The organism is Nocardia sp. NPDC049737 (assembly GCF_040674755.1).
Taxonomy (GTDB): Bacteria; Actinomycetota; Actinomycetes; order Mycobacteriales; family Mycobacteriaceae; genus Nocardia.
Genome location: NZ_JBFANH010000008.1, coordinates 40156 through 59029, shown reverse-complemented (window position 1 = coordinate 59029; position 18874 = coordinate 40156). Strand labels below are relative to the sequence as shown.

Sequence of the window (18874 nt, the reverse complement as noted above, 5' to 3'; positions counted from 1 at the left end):
GTAATGATATGCCCGGATTGGGAACAAGATCAGGTGGAACTGGTGGCGGCGGCTTCTCGGGCGATGCCGCCATGGATTCCACCTGATCTTGTTCGGGGGACTACTCGAGCACCAGGAGAGGCTGAGATGACGAGCAGCGAGCTGGCCGACATCGCTATCGAAGCGATGCGATTGCAGAACGGATATGCGCGTGCGATCGACACGCGCGACTGGGATCTCTTTCGGGCGTTGTTCACCCCCGACGTTGTCGCGGAGTATCCGGGCATGCCGTTCGCGGGGATCGAGCAGTGGTTGGAGTTTTTCGTGCCCTTTCACGACGACTGCACATGGATCCAGCACGCCATGACCAATCACGTCGTGGGTGTGGACGCCGACGGTATCTGGGCGACTTGTTACGGGTTCGTCGAGTGGACGATGCGCGATCGACCGAAACTCATCAATCGCTCACGAACGCTATACCGTGACCGATTGATTCAGCAGAACGGATCGTGGGTCATCGCCCGGCGCAAGTGCGATCTTCTGATGCATCAGCCCGATGCCCCCATTCCTGATGGCATCACCTACCCCAGCTCCGTTCTCGACCTTGCCGACATCTCGTAGACCCATAGGCGCGCAGCCGATTTCACGGCTTCCAGGTCGTGGCACCTCGCTGAAACCGCATCGGTGCCACCGGCGACTCCCGGCGCTACCCGCGGGGGTCGAGAACCATCGGTAGGGCGAGCGGCCCGCAGGTGATGAATTGCGGGCTATAGGGAATGGCGGCGGGGTCGCAGGCCAGGCGCAAGCGCGGGAACCGGTTGAACAGGGCGGACAATGCCGTACGGCCCTCCAGTCTGGCCAACGGCGCACCGAGACAGAAATGCGGTCCCCGGCCGAACGCCAGCTGGTCTCGGTGATCGTGGTCTATGTCGAAGTTATCCGCGCTCGGGTAATGACTCGGATCCCGCCCGACGCCGCCGTACCATCCCACAATGGCCCCGGCGGGAATATCGACGCCGTCGATCGTAACGTCCTGTAGCGCATACCGGTTGAACATGTTGCCCACCGGGGAGCGGAAACGCAGCATTTCTTCGACGACATCCTCCCACCGGTCCTCGGCCCGAGCCTTGGCCAGCTGCTCGGAGTGGGTACACAGTGTGACCATCGCATTGCCGAGCAGATGCACCGAGGTCTCATGTCCGGCCATGATGACCAGCCACAACATGTCGACCAGCTCCTTGTCGGTCAAACCGTTGTCGGCATTGGCCTGCAGCAGGGCAGAGGTCAGATCGTCGCCGGGACGTCGGCGCTTACTGTTCAGCAACTCGGTGAGGTAGCCGACCATGGCACCCATCGCGGCCTGAATCTCCTCGCCGGTGCTCAGATGCGACATGATCGTGGTCGCCCAGCCGCGGAATTGCCGTTGATCGGATGTCGGTACCCCGAACAGTTCGCAGATGACCCGCACGGGGAACGGCATGGTGACGTTGGCGACGAGGTCGACCTCGGCGGTGGGATCGGGAATGTCATCGATGAGTTCGGTGATGATTCGCCGGATCCGAGGTTCGAGGGTGGCGACCCGGCCCGGGGTGAACGCCTGGCCGATCGTCTTTCGCAGCCTCCGATGTTCGGCGCCGTCGAGGTTGAGCATGTGATCGATGTCGGTAAAGGCTCGCATCGGCCAATCCGCGGGAATCGTACCGTCGTGCAGCGCCGGGCAGTTTCGCGCATTCTTGCTGAACAATGTGCCGTCACCGGCGAGGATCTCACCGACTGCCTGGTAGCTCACCGCGACCCAGGCCGCGACGTTGCCAGCCAATTCGATCGGAACGACCGGACCGCGCCGGCGGATTCGCTCGAACGTCTCGAACATTGGCTCGCCAGCGGTCGGCAGCTGAATGACGGACTCGTTCATTGTGTCTCCAAGGGTGCGATCGGTCATGCGAGACCCGGCCGGTGTGTGCCCGACCAGTGTCGCGCGCGGCCGCTCATCGGACGGTGGGAACCGTGATCCGTTGCCTCGCAACGAAACTTTGACGCCACCTCGCCGAAGTTCGGGCAACCGCCATCAGCGCCCACCTGCCCTGGCCTTCGGCACCGTCATCTTCCGGCCAGGTGTCCTCGATGACGAGGCGGCCGGATTGCATTGCCTGCATGCACTTTCCTGTGCAGTGTGCTCGATATCCACACGCGCGCAGCCATTTTCACGGCTTCCAGTTCGTCGCCCGCAGCCAGGTCGCCAGATCCATCAGCTCCGGGTGCTCCGACCGCAACGCCGCGAGATCGAGCGGCTCGTCCGGCCGCTCGTTGAAATAGCCGAACATCTTGCCCACCTGCTCGTCGAATGCGCGGACCTGTTCGACCGGCACCTGGAAACTGCGCGCGGGCAATCCCGCTGTCCGGCCGAATGTTTCGGCGATCTGCGGTGGAGTCAGCCGGTCGCCTGCAATGGGGACCGTGCGGCCGAGGAAGTCCGTCGGCCGGTCGAAGGCGATGGCGGCGAAGGCGCCGATATCGTGTACCGAGATCAGTGATACCGGAATATCCGCACGCACAGCGAGATTCAGTACGAGCCCGTCCGCGTCGAGCACCGGACGGTTGAACGCGTTGAAATTGTCCATGAAGAAGACCGGACGCAATACGGTGGCCGGAAGGTCGAGTGCTTTGATGTGTGCTTCGATCGCTTCCTTTGCCGCGTAGTACTCGACACCTGAATTCTCGCCCGCACCCTTGAGCGAGCTGTATACCAAATGCTCGATGCCGGACTCGGCGGCGATCTCGGCCACCGCCTTGCCCCGCCGTTGTTCGGCCGCAATGCCCTCGGCGGTGATGTGCACGCCAGTCATCATGGTCAGCATCAGGAAGATGCCGTAGGTGCCGTCCATGGCCGCTCGCACCGACGCGGTGTCGTCCAGATCGCCTTCGATGAGGTTCGCACCGCTTTCGCGCAATGCGCTGGCTGCGGGCGAGGTCAGATCACGCACGAATGCGTGGACTTCCCAACCGCGTTCGAGCAGTTGTCCCGTGGTCGCCCGGCCCTGCTGTCCGGTCGCGCCGATGACGAGAACCGGTCCCTTGCTGCCTGTCATGCCAAACTCCTTGTGCTGGGTGATCGTTTCTCGATCTCCTGTTGCACTCGACGCTAGAGACGGGCGGTGGCGCGGTCCTGTTACCGATACTGCTACCCACAGAGGGCATGTGATGACAGATAACGACCGCGCCGAACTTGCCGCATTCCTGCGTGCGCAACGCTCCCGGCTGCGGCCGACCGATGTCGGGATGCTGCCGGATCTGGAACCGGGCCGACGGCGCACGCCCGGCCTGCGTCGTGAAGAAGTCGCCGAACTCGCCGGGGTGAGATGTCGGTTACACACTCCGAGTGTCCAACTCGGCAAACGTGCAACCCACAAGGGATCTCGATGACCGACAAGCATCGCGCCGAACTCGCCGACTTTCTCAAGGCGCACCGCTCCCGGTTGCAGCCCACCGATGTCGGTCTGCCCGGGGATCTGATCCCGGGGCGTCGGCGCACCCCGGGCCTGCGTCGCGAAGAGGTTGCTGAGTTGGCCGGGGTAAGTCTCACTTGGTACACGTGGCTCGAACAGGGCCGCAAGATCGCGGCGAGTCCGCAGGTGGTCGACGCGCTGGCCAGGGCATTGCGTCTCGATGACGGACGGCACCGCCATCTGCGCCGCCTCGCCGGTCTCGCCGATCCGGTCGCCGCGCCTCAGCCTGGAGAGGCGATATCGCGCCTACAGCGTCTGGTCGATTCGATGATGCCGAGTCCTGCGGTAATCCACGACGGGCACTTCGATTTCGTGGTCTGGAACGAGGCCTACACACGCCTGCGCCTCGACCCCGCCGAATTCGACCCGGATCACCGCAACCTGCTCTGGATGATGTTCACCCACAAGGAGAACCGCGCCGCCATGCGCAACTGGGAGCCTGCGGCCCGCGCGGTCCTCAGCCAATTCCGTGCCCTGGTCGGCCGCCGCCCCGACGACCCCCGCCTCACTGCCATCGTCGGCGCACTGACCGAGGCCAGCCCCGAATTCCGCACCTGGTGGTCGGAATACCCGGTCCAAGACTTCCGCGCCGCCACCATCGGCATCGACCACCCCGAAGCGGGCCCGGTGAACTTCGAACTATTCCAACTCCGCCTCGCAGAAAACCCGGATCTCCTTCTGGTACTACAACTCCCAGCCGCCGATACCGATCACACCACCATCGCCACCCACCTCACCTGACCCGCGGCTGCGCCCTCCCCAGCCGAATCCCACTGAAGCCGAGTGAGCTTGCGGTCACCGCATCCCGGAACGCACACAGGTTGGCCAGCATCCGGAGTTGAATTCCCGCCTGCGCGTGCAGCGCTAGAAGGTCGCCGACCTGTTCGGGCGGTCCGAGCGGATCTGACCCGGGTCGGGGTATACCTCAGTCGCCCTCAGCGGCGTCGCCCTCGTCTGGCCAGCTGTCCTCGATGATCAGGCGGCCGGATTGCATTGCCTGCGTGTACTGTTCGGCGACTACGGCGGTGGGGTAGGTGGGCCAGTAGGAGATGGCGCCGGTGGGTTTGTCGATGACGCAGACCGAACCGCCGATGGCCGGGGGGAGTGGGGGTTTGTGTGGGTCGATGCCCGGTGGTGGCGGGAAGATGGCGACGACGGTGAAGCCCACCTCGAATTCGGTGAGCAGGTTGCTGATGCCGTCCTCGGTGGGCAGGTAGTGGTCGGCGAGGCGTTGTGCCTCGGGGAGATCCACCGGGATGTTCGCCTCGGTGGGGTAGGCGTGGATATCCATGCCTGAGAATTTACGGCCAAGGCGAACGGGTGGTCATTCGAAGTGGACGGTGGCGATCATCCGGCGGGCCAGGGTTTCCGGATCGGAGCTATCCGCCGCATCCTGTAGTGCCCCGTCGCGCCATAGTGCCGCGAAGCCGTGGACCAGCGACCAGGCGGCGAGGCGGATGGCTTGTTGCTGCTCGACGGTGTTGTCGGGTTGCATGAGCGAGACCCCGGAACGCAGCGCCGCACCTGCCGCGGTGCGGGCGGCGACCAGGCGCTCGTCGTCGGCGTGCAGGAGCTCGCGTCGGAACATCACATCGAAATGGCCCGGATGTTCGCGGGCGAAGCGGGTGTAGGCGACCGCGACCTCGCGAAAGTCCGGTCCGGCCGCGGTCAGCTGTTCGGCGAGCAGATCGAAACCTTCGATGGCGAGCGCGGTCAGTAGTCCGGCGCGATCACCGAAGTGGTGCGCGGGGGCCGCGTGCGAGACATCGGCGCGGCGCGCCAGCCCACGCAGGGATATCGCGTCGATGCCATCGATCGCGATCTGGTCGGCGGCCGCGGCCAGGATGGTGGCCCGCAGATCGCCGTGGTGGTAGCCGCTCTTCGCCATGTCTCGATGGTCGCCGAAAATCTAGTCATTGACAAGTTCCCGGCCGAAACCCTAATCTAGTCACTGTCAAGATTAGGTGTTCGACCCACAGGAGACTCTGATGGCACCGCTGGTTGTACTCATCGTCATCGCCGGACTCGCGCGGTTCATCGGCTGGCTCGGCAACCTCGGTTGGCTCGACTCCTGGCCACACGCCGCCGCACTCGGACTGGCCGCGATGTTCGCCCTCACCTCGAGCGCGCACTTCGTCGAGCCGAAGCGCGGCGCACTGATCGCCATGGTTCCGCCGCGGTTGCCCAATCCGGCGGCCTGGGTGAGCTTCACCGGCCTGCTCGAAATCGGCGGCGCGATCGGCCTTTTGATCCCGCCCATCGCCAAACTGGCGGCTGCGGGCCTGATCCTGCTGCTGATCGTGATGTTCCCGGCGAATATCCGTGCGGCACGGGCGGATATCGGCATCAAGACCATGCCGCTGCCGCTACGCACCATCGTGCAGTTCATCTTCCTCGGGGCAGGCGCGCTCGTCCTGCTCGGCTGACCTCTAAACCACCGTCGGCACACCGGATTCCGGTGTGTCGACGCTTCTTTGTGTCGGAGCCGCACGGGCTGCTGGTGTAGTGATACGCATCGTGTGTTGCGGCTTGATCGGCAGCACTGCGACATCCCTTGATAGCGACATCCCTAGATTTGGATACCGACCTGCGACAGTTGCTCGGCCTGACTCGTGCCGAGGCCAGCGGTCCGCAGCGCGATGGCGTGGGGGTTCGCAGCTGTATCCTCCGACAGGCACGAGTTCCGCGGCCGAGGAGGGTATCGATGGCATCACTGATTCCCGCGACACTCGGCTGGCTGGTCCTCGGCTACGTCGGCATCATCACGCTGGGTCGGCTGATGTTGTTGCGGGACACGATCATCGATCAGCTCATCAATAGCAACCTGCTCTGGAGCATCGCCGCCCTGCTGTGCTACCGATGCGCCCAGGCGAGTGTCACCAGTCCGGTCTACGTCCTCGCGCTGGGATGCGTGGTAATGACAACCATGCACCTGTTTGTCATAGCCCGATATATTCTCGCCGAGACCGATTCGACAGTGGTGTGGCGGCGGCTGCGTCGGTGCGGTTTCGTCGCCGCGGCGGCCACTGTCGTCATGTTGCTCGCCGGGATGATGGCACAGGACAACGGACGACCGGTCGATCTGAGCGCACACGGGCCCGCGGCTATCTTCGGGATCGCCTATGCCGCACCGCTTGCGGTCAGTATGGTCGTTTTCCTGCTCTCGGGCATCCACGAGCTGCGCTTGGGCGACCTCAGCGCCAAGATGCAGGTGGTCTGCTGGATTCTGGGCATCAGCGGCGGCTTCGTCTTGAGTAGTCAGGCACTTTCCACCGCGCAGTTGCTGACGGGGCGACCCGCCCTCGGTCCGCATTTGCCGCGTGGAGAACTCGATTTCGTGCTCTGCGTGACCCTCAACGTGACCCTGCTCGCCATCCCTTTGCTCAGCGCGCTACTCTCGCTGGCCGGTTGGGATCGCGACGCTCGAATCTGTCGCCGACTGCGGCCGCTGTGGCGCGACCTCACCGCGGCGGTCCCGGAGATCGTGCTGCCCGCCGACGCACGACACGGGGCGGATTCGGTCACCCGACTGTTCCGCATGACCGTTGAAATCCGCGATGCACTGCTGCACCTCGGCTCATACCTTCCCGCCGAGACCGCGAAACCGCAGCATCAGGTCGAATCGGACTGGGAGATAACCGATTACGCTCACCGCTTGGCACACGCCGTACGCGCCAGAAAGGCAGGCGAACTCCCCGCCACCGTCGGATCCAGCTCCCGGCTGGCCATAACCGCACACGATTTCGACGCCGAACTCCGGCATCTGCTCGGCCTGGCCCGCGTCTGGCCGAAGACGGCGGTGCGTTGAAGTTTGCATCAGGTGCCGCACACCACGCACGGCCATAGGCTGTATCCATGACCTACAAGATCGTTTCTCGGCAGTTCGACCTCGATGTGGACGGCTCACCGCTGACCGGCTATCTGGCCCGCCCGGAAGGTGACGGCACTTTTCCCGCCGTGCTGGTCGGCGCCGAGCTGTGGGGACTTACCGAGGACGCGCGCCGGATCGTCGATCGGGTCGCTGAACTCGGCTACGTGGCCTTCGTGGTGAACGTCTATCACCGCTCGGGTCCGGAAACGGCCGCGGGACTGGCCGAGACCGATGAGAACCGGACGCGTGCCTTCGGCCTGCTCGGCGAGCTGACCCGCGAAGGTGTCGAGGCCGACTTCCGGGCCGCCATCGCCTACGCCCGCGAGCACGGTGGCGCCACCGATAAGACCGGTGTGCTCGGCTTCAGCCTCGGCGGCCACCTTGCTTACTTCGCGGCCACCCGACTGGAACTGGATGCCGCAGCGATCTTCTACCCGGGCTGGCTGACCACCGCGGGCACCGCCCTGAGCAGGCCGGAGTCGTTGCTGGCCGCGACCGAGAACATCGCCAAGGGGGATGTGCGGATGCTGCTGTTCTTCGCCGAACTCGATCACGTCATCGATGCCGAACAGCGCGAACAAGTCGAGGCGGCCTTGAATCAGGCCGGTGTGCGGCACGAATCGGTGGTCTTCCCGGGTGCGAAGCACGCCTTCTTCTTCCCTGGCCGGGAACCGTACGACGAAGCCGCCGCTCAGGATTCGTGGCAGCGGACCGCCGAACTGTTCGCCACCGAATTGGCCTGAGACCGAATCGAATACGACGAGAGCCCGACCGGCCCTGTCTCCCCCTCCGAAGACAGGCCCGATCGGGCTGTAATGAATATTCCTCGGAGAACTTGACAGGGCCTTAAAGGAGCCTTAATGGAGACGTGTCAGGCGGATCAGTGCCGCTTGGCACCGAGTTGGGCCAGGAACTCGGCATTGGTCGGAGCCTGACGCAGACCCTCCAGCAGCAGGTCGATGCTCTGCTGACCGTCCACTGCGGCGAGGGTGCGCCGCAACAGGTGCGTCGCCGCCAATTCATCCGGGGTGAGCAGCAATTCGTCCTTGCGGGTGCTGGAGCGTGCGATATCGATGGCCGGGAAGACCCGGCGGCTCGCGGTCGCGCGATCCAGTTTCACCTCGGCATTGCCGGTGCCCTTGTACTCCTCGAAGATCACGGTGTCGGCCAGCGAACCGGTCTCCACCAGCGCGGTGGCGATAATGGTGAGCGAGCCGCCGTTCTCGAAATTGCGTGCGGCGCCGAGAAATTTCTTCGGCGGCGCGAGTGCGGCTGCATCGACGCCGCCGGAGAGTACACGTCCGGAGGACGGGGCAGCGTTGTTGTAGGCGCGGGCGAGGCGAGTCAGCGAGTCGAGCAGCACGACGACATCTCGGCCCATTTCGGCCAGGCGCTTGGCATGTTCGATGGCGAGTTCGGCCAATGCGATCTGCTCACGCGGGGTTTGATCGAAGGTGGCGGCTGCGACATCGGCGGGAACCGACCTGGCCAGATCCGTAACCTCCTCGGGGCGCTCACCGACCAGTACGAGCATTAGTTCGCACTCCGGGTGGTTCTTCGCGATTCCGTGCGCGATCGCTTGCAGCACAGAGGTTTTGCCCGCCTTCGGCGGTGCGACGACGAGTGCGCGCTGACCTTTGCCGATGGGCATGACCAAGTCGGTGACCCGGGTGGTCATGGCATGCGGTTCGGTTTCCAGCCGCAACCGCTCATTGGGATAGATGGGAACGAGATTCTCGAAATTGGGCCTGGCCGGGGCCCGCTTGGGGTCCTGTCCGTTGACCGATTCGATGCGGGTCAACGGGTCGAGTTTGCCGCTGTGCGCGGGTTCGGCGATGCCGACGATGAAATCGCCACGGCGCAAACCGAATTCGCGAATGAGCCGAGGTGGCACGTGCACGTCATGCGGGCTGGGGAGGTAGCCGTCGACCCGGAGGGTGGCGGCGCGGTTGTCGGTGATATCGAGGATGCCGCTGACGGATCGGACGGGGTGCGCAGCGGTCTCGGCCGCCGTATCCCCGTCTTGTGGTACGGGAAATGCGTTGTCTTTCATGGTTTTCCTTTGCGTGGGTACGGCGAGCGGCCGTATGAGGCAGCGGCGATCGGGGTCGCTGCGGTGAAATGCCCTCTAGGCTCCGGGAACGAGGTGGACTACCATCGTGATCGGGGAATTGAGAGATCTTGTGGGGGTCCGGCGCTGATCGGCCGGGATACCAACATCCACAAGGACAAGGCCGAGGGTACATCGTCGAACGGCTGTTGCGCAACGATTACAGCCCGACTATGGCAACCGGAAAAGGCCACATTTTCGTATCGGTAGCCGACCATGCGAACGGTTCGGCGGTGTGTCTCGTATCAGTCCATATCCGGCCAGACCGACGGAAGGTAGGAGCTGCAATGGCCGAGTTCGAACCGTTCTACCGGCAAGTCCAATCGCACTACGACGTCTCCGACGACTTCTACCGGCTATTCCTCGACCCGTCGATGACCTACAGTTGCGCCTACTTCGAGCACGACGATATGACCCTCGAGCAGGCTCAACTCGCCAAGATCGATCTCGCGCTCGGCAAATTGGATCTGCGGCCCGGGATGACCCTGCTCGATATCGGATGCGGTTGGGGTGCGACGATGTTCCGTGCGGTCGAGCGCTACGGGGTGAAGGTCGTCGGTCTCACCTTGAGCCGCAATCAGTACGAGCACGTCCGCTCGCAGATCGATCGGCGCGGTGTGGCAGGCGTCGAGATTCGGCTGCAGGGCTGGGAGGAGTTCGACGGGGGTGCGGACCGGATTGTCAGCATCGGTGCGTTCGAACATTTCCGCCGCCAGCGGTATCCGGCGTTCTTCGAGTGCTGCAGCCGCATGCTCCCGCCCGACGGCCGGATGCTGCTGCATACGATCATCGGCCATACCCTCAACGACCTGCGTCGCATGAATATTCCGGTGACCCGGGAGGCCGCGCTTTTCCACATCTTCATGAAGCGCGAGATCTTCCCCGGCGGACAGTTGCCCCAGCCCGCCGAGGTCACTCGCTTGGCCGGGCAGGCCGGACTCGGCACCGAACAGATCCAGCCGCTGCGCCTGCATTACGCGCGCACGCTGGATCAGTGGGCCGACGCGCTGGTGGACCATCACGATGAGGCGGTGCGGATCGCCTCGGAGGAGGTCTATGCCAGATACCTCGAGTACCTCACCGGATGTGCCCAGTACTTCCGCAGCGGGCACCTCGATGTCATGCAGTTCACAATGGTGAAGTGAGCCTCGAGGCTCCGGCGGTGAAGTGAGCCTCGAGGCTCCGGCCGTGAAGTGAGCCTGGGGCTCGGCGTCAGAGTACGGCCTGGGTCTGAGTGACCTTGGCGACGAGTTTGTCTGCGTCATTGTGGATTTCGGTTTCCACCACGATGAAAGACCGGCCCGCGTGTAGCGGTCGTGCCGTCGCGGTCGCATAGCCGGAACGCACGGCCCGCAGGAAATTCGTCTTGGACTCCACCGTCGTGGTCCCCTGCTTGCCCTCCGGCAGATTCAGGAACGCACACACCGCGGCGGTCCCATCGGCAAGCGACATCAGCACCCCACCGTGCATTACCCCGCCCAGCGTGCACAGCGACTCGTCCCACGCGATCCGACTGCGCACCAGTGCGACACCGTGTTCGAGCACCTCGACCCCGAGGCGCTCGGTGAACGGCATGGACTGGTGAAAGAGCTTGGTGCCCACTTCATCGATCATGGAGTCAGCTTGCCCGATCCACCCGCCGTGCGTCGATTACTCCAGAGGTAATGAGCAGTACGAGCAGCGCCGTCGCGCCGCCGCAGACCAGCACCGTCCCGGGTGAGGTCCGATCCACGATCACCCCGCCGACCAATGCACCGACACAGAAGGTCGCCTGGAACGAGGCGGTGAACAGCACCGACGCCACCTCGGGGGCATCGGGCTGCGCTACGGCGAACCAGGTCTGCAGTACCACCGGCACACCGCCGTATCCGATACCCCAGACGATGAGCAGCGCCACCGCACCGAACTCCCAGCGACCCAGCGTCGGCAGCAGTAGCATCGCGGCCGCCATCGCACTCGCCGCGAAGCCGAGCGCGAGGCGGGGACGACCGAGCAGAGTGCCGCCGAGGAAGTTCCCGGCAATGCCCGCCACACCGTAGATCAGCAGCAGCACCGTGATCGTGGCAGCGGTCACGTCGGTGACCTGCTCCAGGAACGGCGTGACGTAGGTGTAGCTGCCGAACTGCGCGATCACCACGAAAAACGTTGCGAGCAAAGCGGTTCGGACTTCCGCACGGCCTAGACCGACGCGCAGTGTGGTCAGGCGAAGAACCTGCTCGGCGGGCAGCGCGGGCAATGCGACCGCGAGCATCACCAGCACCACCCCGGACAGCACGCCCAAAACCACGAACGCGGCCCGCCAGCCCGCGATATTCCCGACGAAGGTGCCCACGGGCACGCCGAGCACCGAGCCGAGCGGGACGGAGGAGAAAATCACCGCCGTCGCCCGGTGCACCGACTCCGCCGGCACCAATCGTCCGGCCAGTCCGGCCGCGATCGACCAGTAGCCGCCGATGGTGATCCCGATCAGTACGCGCGAAGCCAGCATCACCCAGAACTCAGGCGCGCTTGCGGCCACCGCATTGGCGATCACCAGCAATAGCGTGCAGCCGCACAGCAGCAATCGGCGATCGATCCGGGCTGCCGCGACGGTCACCATGGGCGCGGCGATCGCGGCCAGCAGTCCGGGCAGGGTCATCATCAGCCCAGCCATGCCATCGGAGATCGTGAAATCGGCTCCAATCGAGGTCAGCAGGCCGATCGGCAGAATCTCGGTGGTCACGATCGAGAAGATGCCGAGCATGACCGCGACGACGGCGAGCCACCGGATCAGCGGCGGCCGGGCGACGGTGGGGGAGGGCGCAAGGACTGTGGACATGTGCTCCAGTCCAGCAATCCCGCGCGCCGAGTTCTGGCGGGTTCCAGCCGCGAATGCCGCTGTGGTGCCAACTATTCGGCGCGAGTGCGGTGCCCGGCGTCCGTCAGGAAGTCGACGGAGCCGATCGCTGTCGCGTCGACTGGCTTCAGCTCATGCGGGCAACGACCGCGCGCGGCAGATGTGGCAGCACCACATCGATGAGTCGCCACGGCCACCCCGGCACGCAAGCGCGAATCTTCTCGTGCTCGATCGCCCGCACCATCGACGCCACGCCCTTCGCCAGTGGCGCGACCATGCGCGCGTCACCGGCCTGCGCCGCCATATCGGTGGCGATGAATCCCGGAAGCAATGTGGTCACCGCGATCGGTGAGTTGGCGAACTCGACCGTGAGCGCCTCGCCGAGTGCGGCCAGTCCGGCCTTGCTCGCGGAATACGCGGCCTTCTTACCCGGCAGCCCGCGCACCGCGCTCATCGAGGACACCAGCACCAGGTGTCCCGACTCCTGGGGGCGGAAGATCTCCAAGGCCGCCTCGGTTTGGGCGAGAGCGCTGACGAAATTGGTGGTGGCCGTGGCGATATTGGCATCCGCACGTCCGGTGCCGAGCCGCGCGCCCTTGCCGATACCCGCATTGACGATCACCCGATCCAGTCCGCCGAGTTCATCGCGCAGTTCCGCGAAAACCCGTTGGACGGCCGCATGGTCATCGACGTCGAGCGCGCGGACCGCGACGGTAATGCCCGGGTGCGCGGCGGTGAGTTCGTCGCGCAGGGCTTCGAGCGCATCCAGGCGTCGGGCGCACAGGGCCAAGTTCCGGCCCTTTGCGGCGAAATCCCGCGCCATGGCCGCACCGAGTCCGGCGCTCGCGCCGGTGATCAGGATCTTGCTCCGCGTCATGGTTGCGAACCATAGCGGTTACTGAACGCGAGTCAATATCCCGTGGGGTTCGACTCAGCCGCCGAATGAGCCGGTGCTCGGTGGCAGCATGTGCCAAGCGCCGCAGTTCACGGTCTTGAAGGCGACATCGGTCGGCGCGATCTCGGCGCGGACCGGACTGTTCCTGGTGAACTCGTTATTGATGATGTAGTGCTGATCGGTGTTATCGCCCTCGACCTTGCGCAGCCGCCGCCAGTCACAGCCGACGGCCGGGTCGGGAGTGCCTTGGCCCTCCCAGACGCCGGGGAAGATATCGACGCCGACCAGATAGACACCGTCCTCGGTGATGGTGTTGCGGGGCTGGGCGGCCGCGGTGCCGGTGCCCAGCAGTGTCACGGTGGACGCCATCGCCCCCGCGATCACGAGCGTGCTTGCACGCATACTGCTGTCTCCTCGAATTGCTCTGGCCGCCACTGGCGGCTGACCTGCGGAGATCCCCGTATCTCCGGGGCCAAGGTCTACCAGACTCAGTGGTCGATTTCGGGGGAATCGTCAGATTTCGGTCGGGCGTGATTCCACTTGGCCGGATTCCCGCGATATCTGTTGTATGAGTGGTATTTGTCCGGTGGTCGATGTCGTGGGCCGGCGGTCGACTTGCGGGATGGCATGTGCTGGGCTCTGTACCGACGATGGGCTCGCCGCCGTGCTAGCCGCGGACCGGGCGCTCCTACATTGGCGCGCCATGCGTGGACTCGGCGATTCGGGCCTCGCCGAGCACGCGGTGCAGGAGACGCTGCTGCGAGCCTGGCGCTCATGCTCAGTGTTCGATGAACGCAAGGGCACGGTGCGCACCTGGCTGCTCGCGATCGAACGCAACGTCGTGATCGATATCGCCCGCGCCCGCGCCGCCCGGCCCGCGGATACCGGCTGGGATGAGATCACCGAACTCAGCGATGTCCGCTTCGCGAAGCCGGACTTCGCCGAGCGTCTCGTCGACGGCCTGCTCGTCGCCGATCTACTCGCCCGGCTGCCCGAATCGCAGCGCGCGGCGGTGGTGGAGGTGATCCTGCGGGACCGGGCCTATCAAGAGGTGGCCGACGACTTCGGAGTTCCGGTCGGCACGGTCAAGACCCGGGTGCACTACGCTCTGCGGTCTTTGCGCCGCTTGCCGATAGGCGCTTGAGCCCGCATCCGGTTGGCAAACCCCGTCTAACGGCGGTGTGACCCGAGTTTTGGTCGTCTGATCAGCGCTAATACGCTCGAATGTGCCGATAACATTTTGATAACGGAGCTTGCTTTGCTGATGCTGGCGTTGCCAGAGTGAACCACTGGGTTTGGTGTTACTAGTGGGAAGGGAGGGGTGCTCCGTCCCGGGGCACCGACACCGCACATGAAGCCAAGCATCATCAGTACCGGTATCTGCGGCGCCGTCACGGCCGCCGTGGTGGTGACGCTCTCGGGGCTGACCCCCGCCGCGATCGCCGATCCGACATCGCCGGACATGTCCGTGAAACTCGCAGGCAAGACAATATTCCTCGACCCGGGTCATCAGGGTCCCAACCACGCCGAGAACTTGGCGAAGCAAGTCGGCGACGGTCGCGGCGGCACCAAGGACTGCCAGACCACCGGCATGACCACCGTCAACGGCGTGCCCGAGCACACCGTCAACTGGAAGGTGGCCGAGCTGGTTCGGGCCGCCCTACAGGATCTGGGCGCCAAGGTGGTGCTCAGCCGTCAGGACGACTCCGGATGGGGCGGCTGCGTCGACGAACGCGCTCAGGCCGCCAATGTCTCCGGCGCCGATGTCGCGGTGAGCATCCACGCCGATGGCGCACCGGCGCAGGACCGCGGCTTCCATCTGATCGTGCCGCAGCTGCCGATCCCGGATCCGAAGGTCGATCAGGTCCAGTCCGGACTCGGTCTCGCGGCGAGCAAGGCGGTGCGCGACGCGTATATGGAGGTCGGATTCCCGGCCGCGAATTATGCGGGCGCACAGGACGGTCTGCAGACCCGTGCGGATGTAGCAGGTCCGGCAATGACCACCGTGCCAGATGTATTCATCGAGATGGGCAATGGCGCCAATGTCGAAGATGCCGCACTGCTGGAGACTCCGGAGGGGCAGGTCAAGCACGCCCTGGCCATAACGACCGGCCTGGTCGGCTTCCTGCTCGGCGCGCAGCAGCAGGCGACGACGGCACTCGGCACGATTCCGGCGCAGACCGGGTCGACCGATCGGCCGGCCTCGGCTCCGCTGTCGAATACACCGCAGGAACAGTCGGTTCCGCAGGATTCCGCCGCAGTTCCTGGTGGAGCACAGGCTGCGGCCGTCCCCGAACCCGCAACGGTGCCGAATGCCGCGGGGACGGTGCCGACCGCCCCCGCATCGTTGAATCCGCCGCAAGGGTATGCACAGGCACCGGGGTACGCAGAGCTGCCGAACTCGCCGGGCACGCAGACACCGGGGTCGGCGCAGTCCCCCAGTGCTCCGCAAGCAGGCACACCACAGTCGCAGGGGTTCGGGGTCTCGCCCAACACCTCACAGTCGCAGGGGTTCGGGGTCTCGCCCAACAGCCCGCAGTCGCAGGGGTTCGGGGTCTCGCCCAACAGCCCGCAGTCGCAGGGGTTCGGGGTCTCGCCCAACAGCCCGCAGTCGCAGGGGTTCGGGCTCTCGCCCAACACCCCGCAGTCACCCGGTTTGGGTCAAACACCCGGTTCCCAGTTCTCGCCGGGCCAGACCGCGCCGAGCACGACCGGCACCCTGCCAGCCCTCGTCGGCACGATCATGCAAATGATGCTGCCGTTGGCGAAGTCCCTCGGCATGGACAACACCGTGATTACCTCGGAGCTGATCAACCTGGCCTACACCTTGGCCAGCACCCTGCTCGGTCCAACGAAGTAACACGGCCGCCGGACTGTGGACAAGTCGCGAGTGGCCCGCATTCGTAACTACCACGGAAGCGAGTCCTACGAGCGACGTTCGCCGCCCGTCTCGCATCCGCGCCGAAGGCGCGGCCATCGAACACTTCGTCAGCGACTGCTCGCAGGTCGCTCGAAGGTTCGGACGCGAGACGGGCCGCGAACACGCAGCGCCGAAGGCGCTGCCAATAGACTCAGCCGGGTGGCTCAGCGGATTCCTGTTCTCATAGTCGCCGGGTTTCTCGGATCCGGGAAGACGACGCTGCTCAACCATCTGCTGCGCAACAACCGGGGTACGCGGATCGGGGTGGTGGTCAACGACTTCGGAGCCATCAATATCGATTCCATGCTGGTGGCAGGCCAGGTCGATGCGATGGTGTCACTCGGCAACGGATGCGTCTGCTGCGCGGTGGATGTCGGCGAACTCGACGATTTGTTCACCAGGCTCGCGCAGCCGCGCGCCAAGATCGACGTGATCGTGGTCGAGGCCAGCGGACTTGCTGAACCGCGCAATCTGATTCGGATGGTGGTCGGTAGCGAGAACCCGCGCATCCGCTACGGCGGTTTGGTCGAGGTGGTCGATGTCGAGCAGTTCCCGGACAGTCGCGAGCGTCATCCGGAACTCGCCACCCATCTGCGCTTGGCGGATCTGGTTGTACTCAACAAAGCCGATCGAGTGTCGCCGGAGCGGCTGGACGGGTTGCGGCAGGAGATCGCCGAACTGATCGGGCAGGCGCCGGTTTACGCGACCACCCATGGCCGCATCGACCCGGGCCTGTTGTTCGACGAGCCGCTGCGGGAAATCCCGCGGGTCGCCGAACAATTGAGTTTCGACGAACTGCTTCACGACCACGACCATGACGATCTTGTCGAGCGGCCTGCAAGCAGTCGCTACGGGCCGCACCGGCATCTGCACGACGACTACACCAGCGTGTCCTTCACCAGCGACCGGGAATTGGATCCGCGCCGCCTGGTCGAATTCCTCGAGGATCCGCCGCCCGGACTGTTCCGCGCCAAGGGATTCGCCGCCTTCGGGGTCGCCGCCGAGCGTCGGAAGTTCGTGCTACACATGGTCGGTCGCCATATCGTCTTCGAACCGGACTCCTGGTCGCGCGGCGAATCGCGCACGACCCGATTGGTGCTGATCGGTGCGGGGCTGCCCGCCGACGCGGCTTTGGCGCGGCTGCACGATACCGTGCACACCGCCGCCGAACCGCTGGACCAGCAAGCCATGCTCGGCGTCTGGCGCTATACCCCGCACTGATGCCCGAAAGGTTGGCGCGTTCCGCTAGAAGCTGGCGCGTTCGGTACTTGGCGCGGCGATCGCACGGACATAGAACTGACGTATTGCCCCGCCGCGCGCGGCATGTGCGCAACGGAGCGAACGTGGCGCGTGCGGTGTCGGTTCGACCCACGAACCGTGATCGACCGTATTTGTCTCTACGACCGATTGGAGAGTTCCGTGTCAGAGACCTGGGAGAGTGCCACCGCGTACGTGGTCGCGGCGTTGGAGGCCAAGGGCACCGCGACTCGCGATGATTTCGATGTGCCCGCCATCGTCGCCGCCACCCGAGATATCGCCGATGGCTGGGATTTTCGTGCCATCGAGGATTCGACCTTCTGGCGGATCGCGGCGACCTTCCTGAAGGTCTGACCGAGCACGGGTGACGGTACGGGATGCGGCGTATCAGGCCGGTAGTTCCGATCGGTGTATGAGCTGGGTCATGGATCGACGGCGGGCTGCCCGCCGCATCGAACCCACATCCGAATATCCGAGCAATTCGGCTTGGCGCGATCGGCTCAGCGTGATGCCATTCGCGCTCGACTGCGCGAGGCGGGCATCACGAGCTCGCTCCAATTCCGTCCGCCATGTGGTACCCGCCTCCGTCAGCCGACGCTGCAGCGTCCGCGGACTGGTGGCGAGCCGGTGTGCTACCCGATCCAGCGATACCGCACCCTCGGCCAATGTCTCGGCCAGTGCGGCCGCCACTCGATCCGGCCATGCGGTCGCCAAGGGCGGCGGTGGCGGCAGGGCGTTGGCGAGCGGCCGCAGTACGGTCGCCAGTACCGGATCGCTGGTGGTCAGCGGCAGTTTCATATCGGCGGCGCGGAAGGTCATGGTATCGACCGGTGCGTCGAATTCGATGGCGGTCGTGCCGAACACCTCGACGTAGGTGTCGATTTTGTCCGGTGCCTGCTGCCGCAGCATCACCCGCAGCGGAATGAGCGGATCGCGGACCACGCGTCGCGCGCGGCTGAGCACCGCGGTCAGTCCCCACAGCTGGGTCAGGTCGCGGCCGCGGCCCTCGCCATTGATCATGTCCAGATAAAGCGTGACCTCGTGCTCGTTCTCGGTGACCAGGTCGAAGCGATGATTGGTGGTCACTGCGGCCACGTAGGGACCACAGGTGGCCAGGCCCGCACCGAGCGTCGGCGCGGTGGAGAACAGATAGTCGTAGAGGCCGAGACTGTTGAGTTTGTAGCGGCTGGCCACATGCAATGCGACATTCGGATCACCGAGCCCGTGTTCGCCCAGTTCCCACAGTCGCGAGAAGGTGTGACTCGGCAGGTGGACGTCCTCGCCGACCATGGTCCATTCAGGTAGGCCGGTCTCGCGGATCAGCCGATCCCGATCCAGCCCGGCGTCCGTGAGTTGCGAGATGACGAATCTGTGCAGCAGTACCTGATCGGTTCCCAATGCGCCCCCTCTACCGCGGACCGACGTATCTTGTCCGGGGAGAACGCTATCCCGCGCCTATTGAATCGTCACTGAATTCGCGTCACAGTGTTGTTTCGGGTA

Annotated in this window: 20 protein-coding genes and 2 pseudogenes; 11 read left to right on the top strand and 11 right to left on the bottom strand. The window is 64.9% G+C overall.

Going from position 1 to position 18874, the window contains the following annotated elements; genetic code table 11:
- Window positions 1–33: 33 nt before the first annotated feature.
- A complete protein-coding gene (locus tag AB0J47_RS13175) occupies window positions 34–600 on the top strand; it encodes a nuclear transport factor 2 family protein (RefSeq protein WP_364344788.1) in 567 nt (188 codons plus the stop codon).
- 85 nt (window positions 601–685) lie between these two features.
- On the opposite strand, the gene AB0J47_RS13170 is transcribed toward AB0J47_RS13175, so the two are convergent.
- Together AB0J47_RS13170 and AB0J47_RS13165 are read right to left on the bottom strand one after the other, a co-directional pair.
- Window positions 686–1894 (bottom strand): cytochrome P450, encoded by a 1209-nt coding sequence (locus AB0J47_RS13170; protein WP_364344785.1) that lies wholly within the window; start codon window positions 1892–1894, stop codon window positions 686–688.
- 289 nt (window positions 1895–2183) lie between these two features.
- The gene (locus tag AB0J47_RS13165) at window positions 2184–3068 is read right to left on the bottom strand and encodes an NmrA/HSCARG family protein (RefSeq protein WP_364344782.1); all 885 of its coding nucleotides are present in this window, start codon (window positions 3066–3068) and stop codon (window positions 2184–2186) included.
- Window positions 3069–3180: 112 nt separating this feature from the next.
- Here AB0J47_RS13165 and AB0J47_RS13160 point away from each other — a divergent pair.
- Together AB0J47_RS13160 and AB0J47_RS13155 are read left to right on the top strand one after the other, a co-directional pair.
- Window positions 3181–3336, top strand: a pseudogene (locus AB0J47_RS13160) (XRE family transcriptional regulator); the annotation flags it as partial.
- 62 nt (window positions 3337–3398) lie between these two features.
- Window positions 3399–4226, top strand: coding sequence for a helix-turn-helix transcriptional regulator (locus AB0J47_RS13155; protein ID WP_364344779.1), 828 nt, complete (start codon window positions 3399–3401; stop codon window positions 4224–4226).
- Here AB0J47_RS13155 and AB0J47_RS13150 read toward each other — a convergent pair.
- From AB0J47_RS13150 to AB0J47_RS13140, 3 genes are read right to left on the bottom strand one after another with little or no spacing between them, the layout of a single operon-like run.
- Window positions 4219–4407: a DUF6886 family protein gene (locus AB0J47_RS13150; RefSeq protein WP_364345202.1), complete on the bottom strand. Its 189-nt coding sequence runs from the start codon at window positions 4405–4407 to the stop codon at window positions 4219–4221. The genes AB0J47_RS13155 and AB0J47_RS13150 overlap by 8 nt on opposite strands.
- A gap of 3 nt (window positions 4408–4410) precedes the next feature.
- Window positions 4411–4776 carry a hypothetical protein gene (locus AB0J47_RS13145; RefSeq protein ID WP_364344776.1) on the bottom strand — a complete coding sequence of 122 codons (366 nt, stop codon included), beginning with the start codon at window positions 4774–4776 and terminating at the stop codon, window positions 4411–4413.
- Window positions 4777–4809: 33 nt separating this feature from the next.
- The gene (locus AB0J47_RS13140) at window positions 4810–5373 is read right to left on the bottom strand and encodes a TetR-like C-terminal domain-containing protein (RefSeq protein WP_364344773.1); all 564 of its coding nucleotides are present in this window, start codon (window positions 5371–5373) and stop codon (window positions 4810–4812) included.
- A gap of 100 nt (window positions 5374–5473) precedes the next feature.
- Here AB0J47_RS13140 and AB0J47_RS13135 point away from each other — a divergent pair, with 100 nt between their 5' ends.
- From AB0J47_RS13135 to AB0J47_RS13125, 3 genes are all read left to right on the top strand, one after another.
- Window positions 5474–5911, top strand: a complete 438-nt coding sequence (locus AB0J47_RS13135) for a hypothetical protein (RefSeq protein ID WP_364344770.1) — start codon at window positions 5474–5476, stop codon at window positions 5909–5911.
- A 278-nt stretch (window positions 5912–6189) separates the two neighbouring features.
- Window positions 6190–7293: an MAB_1171c family putative transporter gene (locus tag AB0J47_RS13130; RefSeq protein ID WP_364344767.1), complete on the top strand. Its 1104-nt coding sequence runs from the start codon at window positions 6190–6192 to the stop codon at window positions 7291–7293.
- A gap of 47 nt (window positions 7294–7340) precedes the next feature.
- The gene (locus tag AB0J47_RS13125; protein ID WP_364344764.1) at window positions 7341–8099 is read left to right on the top strand and encodes a dienelactone hydrolase family protein; all 759 of its coding nucleotides are present in this window, start codon (window positions 7341–7343) and stop codon (window positions 8097–8099) included.
- 137 nt (window positions 8100–8236) lie between these two features.
- On the opposite strand, the pseudogene AB0J47_RS13120 reads toward AB0J47_RS13125, so the two are convergent.
- Window positions 8237–9343: pseudogene (locus AB0J47_RS13120) on the bottom strand (transcription termination factor Rho, short form); the annotation flags it as partial.
- A gap of 410 nt (window positions 9344–9753) precedes the next feature.
- Here AB0J47_RS13120 and AB0J47_RS13115 point away from each other — a divergent pair.
- Entirely contained in the window at window positions 9754–10611 is an 858-nt protein-coding gene (locus AB0J47_RS13115; RefSeq protein WP_364344761.1) for a cyclopropane mycolic acid synthase family methyltransferase, read from the top strand.
- Between the two features lie 67 nt (window positions 10612–10678).
- Here AB0J47_RS13115 and AB0J47_RS13110 read toward each other — a convergent pair whose 3' ends face one another.
- From AB0J47_RS13110 to AB0J47_RS13095, 4 genes are all read right to left on the bottom strand, one after another.
- Window positions 10679–11080: a PaaI family thioesterase gene (locus tag AB0J47_RS13110; RefSeq protein ID WP_364344758.1), complete on the bottom strand. Its 402-nt coding sequence runs from the start codon at window positions 11078–11080 to the stop codon at window positions 10679–10681.
- A 4-nt stretch (window positions 11081–11084) separates the two neighbouring features.
- Entirely contained in the window at window positions 11085–12284 is a 1200-nt protein-coding gene (locus AB0J47_RS13105; RefSeq protein ID WP_364344755.1) for an MFS transporter, read from the bottom strand.
- Window positions 12285–12429: 145 nt separating this feature from the next.
- Window positions 12430–13179: an SDR family oxidoreductase gene (locus tag AB0J47_RS13100; RefSeq protein WP_364344752.1), complete on the bottom strand. Its 750-nt coding sequence runs from the start codon at window positions 13177–13179 to the stop codon at window positions 12430–12432.
- Window positions 13180–13233: 54 nt separating this feature from the next.
- Entirely contained in the window at window positions 13234–13599 is a 366-nt protein-coding gene (locus AB0J47_RS13095; protein ID WP_364344749.1) for a hypothetical protein, read from the bottom strand.
- A gap of 166 nt (window positions 13600–13765) precedes the next feature.
- Here AB0J47_RS13095 and AB0J47_RS13090 point away from each other — a divergent pair, with 166 nt between their 5' ends.
- The 4 genes from AB0J47_RS13090 to AB0J47_RS13075 all read left to right on the top strand — a co-directional run bounded on the left by AB0J47_RS13090 (window position 13766) and on the right by AB0J47_RS13075 (window position 17728).
- A complete protein-coding gene (locus AB0J47_RS13090) occupies window positions 13766–14341 on the top strand; it encodes a sigma-70 family RNA polymerase sigma factor (RefSeq protein ID WP_364344746.1) in 576 nt (191 codons plus the stop codon).
- Between the two features lie 207 nt (window positions 14342–14548).
- On the top strand, window positions 14549–16057 hold the full coding sequence (locus AB0J47_RS13085) for an N-acetylmuramoyl-L-alanine amidase (RefSeq protein WP_364344743.1): 1509 nt from the start codon (window positions 14549–14551) through the stop codon (window positions 16055–16057).
- A gap of 219 nt (window positions 16058–16276) precedes the next feature.
- A complete protein-coding gene (locus AB0J47_RS13080) occupies window positions 16277–17338 on the top strand; it encodes a CobW family GTP-binding protein (RefSeq protein ID WP_364344740.1) in 1062 nt (353 codons plus the stop codon).
- A gap of 198 nt (window positions 17339–17536) precedes the next feature.
- Window positions 17537–17728, top strand: a complete 192-nt coding sequence (locus tag AB0J47_RS13075; RefSeq protein WP_364344737.1) for a hypothetical protein — start codon at window positions 17537–17539, stop codon at window positions 17726–17728.
- A gap of 33 nt (window positions 17729–17761) precedes the next feature.
- On the opposite strand, the gene AB0J47_RS13070 is transcribed toward AB0J47_RS13075, so the two are convergent.
- The gene (locus AB0J47_RS13070; protein ID WP_364344734.1) at window positions 17762–18772 is read right to left on the bottom strand and encodes an AraC family transcriptional regulator ligand-binding domain-containing protein; all 1011 of its coding nucleotides are present in this window, start codon (window positions 18770–18772) and stop codon (window positions 17762–17764) included.
- Between the last annotated feature and the right edge of the window lie 102 nt (window positions 18773–18874).

Excerpts from the sequence above, each read along its gene's own strand:
- AB0J47_RS13170 (WP_364344785.1), bottom strand. The coding sequence starts at position 1,894 with ATGAACGAGTCCGTCATTCAGCTGCCGACCGCTGGCGAGCCAATGTTC.
- AB0J47_RS13165 (WP_364344782.1), bottom strand. The coding sequence starts at position 3,068 with ATGACAGGCAGCAAGGGACCGGTTCTCGTCATCGGCGCGACCGGACAG.
- AB0J47_RS13155 (WP_364344779.1), top strand. The coding sequence starts at position 3,399 with ATGACCGACAAGCATCGCGCCGAACTCGCCGACTTTCTCAAGGCGCAC.
- AB0J47_RS13145 (WP_364344776.1), bottom strand. The coding sequence starts at position 4,776 with ATGGATATCCACGCCTACCCCACCGAGGCGAACATCCCGGTGGATCTC.
- AB0J47_RS13140 (WP_364344773.1), bottom strand. The coding sequence starts at position 5,373 with ATGGCGAAGAGCGGCTACCACCACGGCGATCTGCGGGCCACCATCCTG.
- AB0J47_RS13135 (WP_364344770.1), top strand. The coding sequence starts at position 5,474 with ATGGCACCGCTGGTTGTACTCATCGTCATCGCCGGACTCGCGCGGTTC.
- AB0J47_RS13130 (WP_364344767.1), top strand. The coding sequence starts at position 6,190 with ATGGCATCACTGATTCCCGCGACACTCGGCTGGCTGGTCCTCGGCTAC.
- AB0J47_RS13125 (WP_364344764.1), top strand. The coding sequence starts at position 7,341 with ATGACCTACAAGATCGTTTCTCGGCAGTTCGACCTCGATGTGGACGGC.
- AB0J47_RS13115 (WP_364344761.1), top strand. The coding sequence starts at position 9,754 with ATGGCCGAGTTCGAACCGTTCTACCGGCAAGTCCAATCGCACTACGAC.
- AB0J47_RS13110 (WP_364344758.1), bottom strand. The coding sequence starts at position 11,080 with ATGATCGATGAAGTGGGCACCAAGCTCTTTCACCAGTCCATGCCGTTC.
- AB0J47_RS13105 (WP_364344755.1), bottom strand. The coding sequence starts at position 12,284 with ATGTCCACAGTCCTTGCGCCCTCCCCCACCGTCGCCCGGCCGCCGCTG.
- AB0J47_RS13100 (WP_364344752.1), bottom strand. The coding sequence starts at position 13,179 with ATGACGCGGAGCAAGATCCTGATCACCGGCGCGAGCGCCGGACTCGGT.
- AB0J47_RS13095 (WP_364344749.1), bottom strand. The coding sequence starts at position 13,599 with ATGCGTGCAAGCACGCTCGTGATCGCGGGGGCGATGGCGTCCACCGTG.
- AB0J47_RS13090 (WP_364344746.1), top strand. The coding sequence starts at position 13,766 with ATGAGTGGTATTTGTCCGGTGGTCGATGTCGTGGGCCGGCGGTCGACT.
- AB0J47_RS13085 (WP_364344743.1), top strand. The coding sequence starts at position 14,549 with ATGAAGCCAAGCATCATCAGTACCGGTATCTGCGGCGCCGTCACGGCC.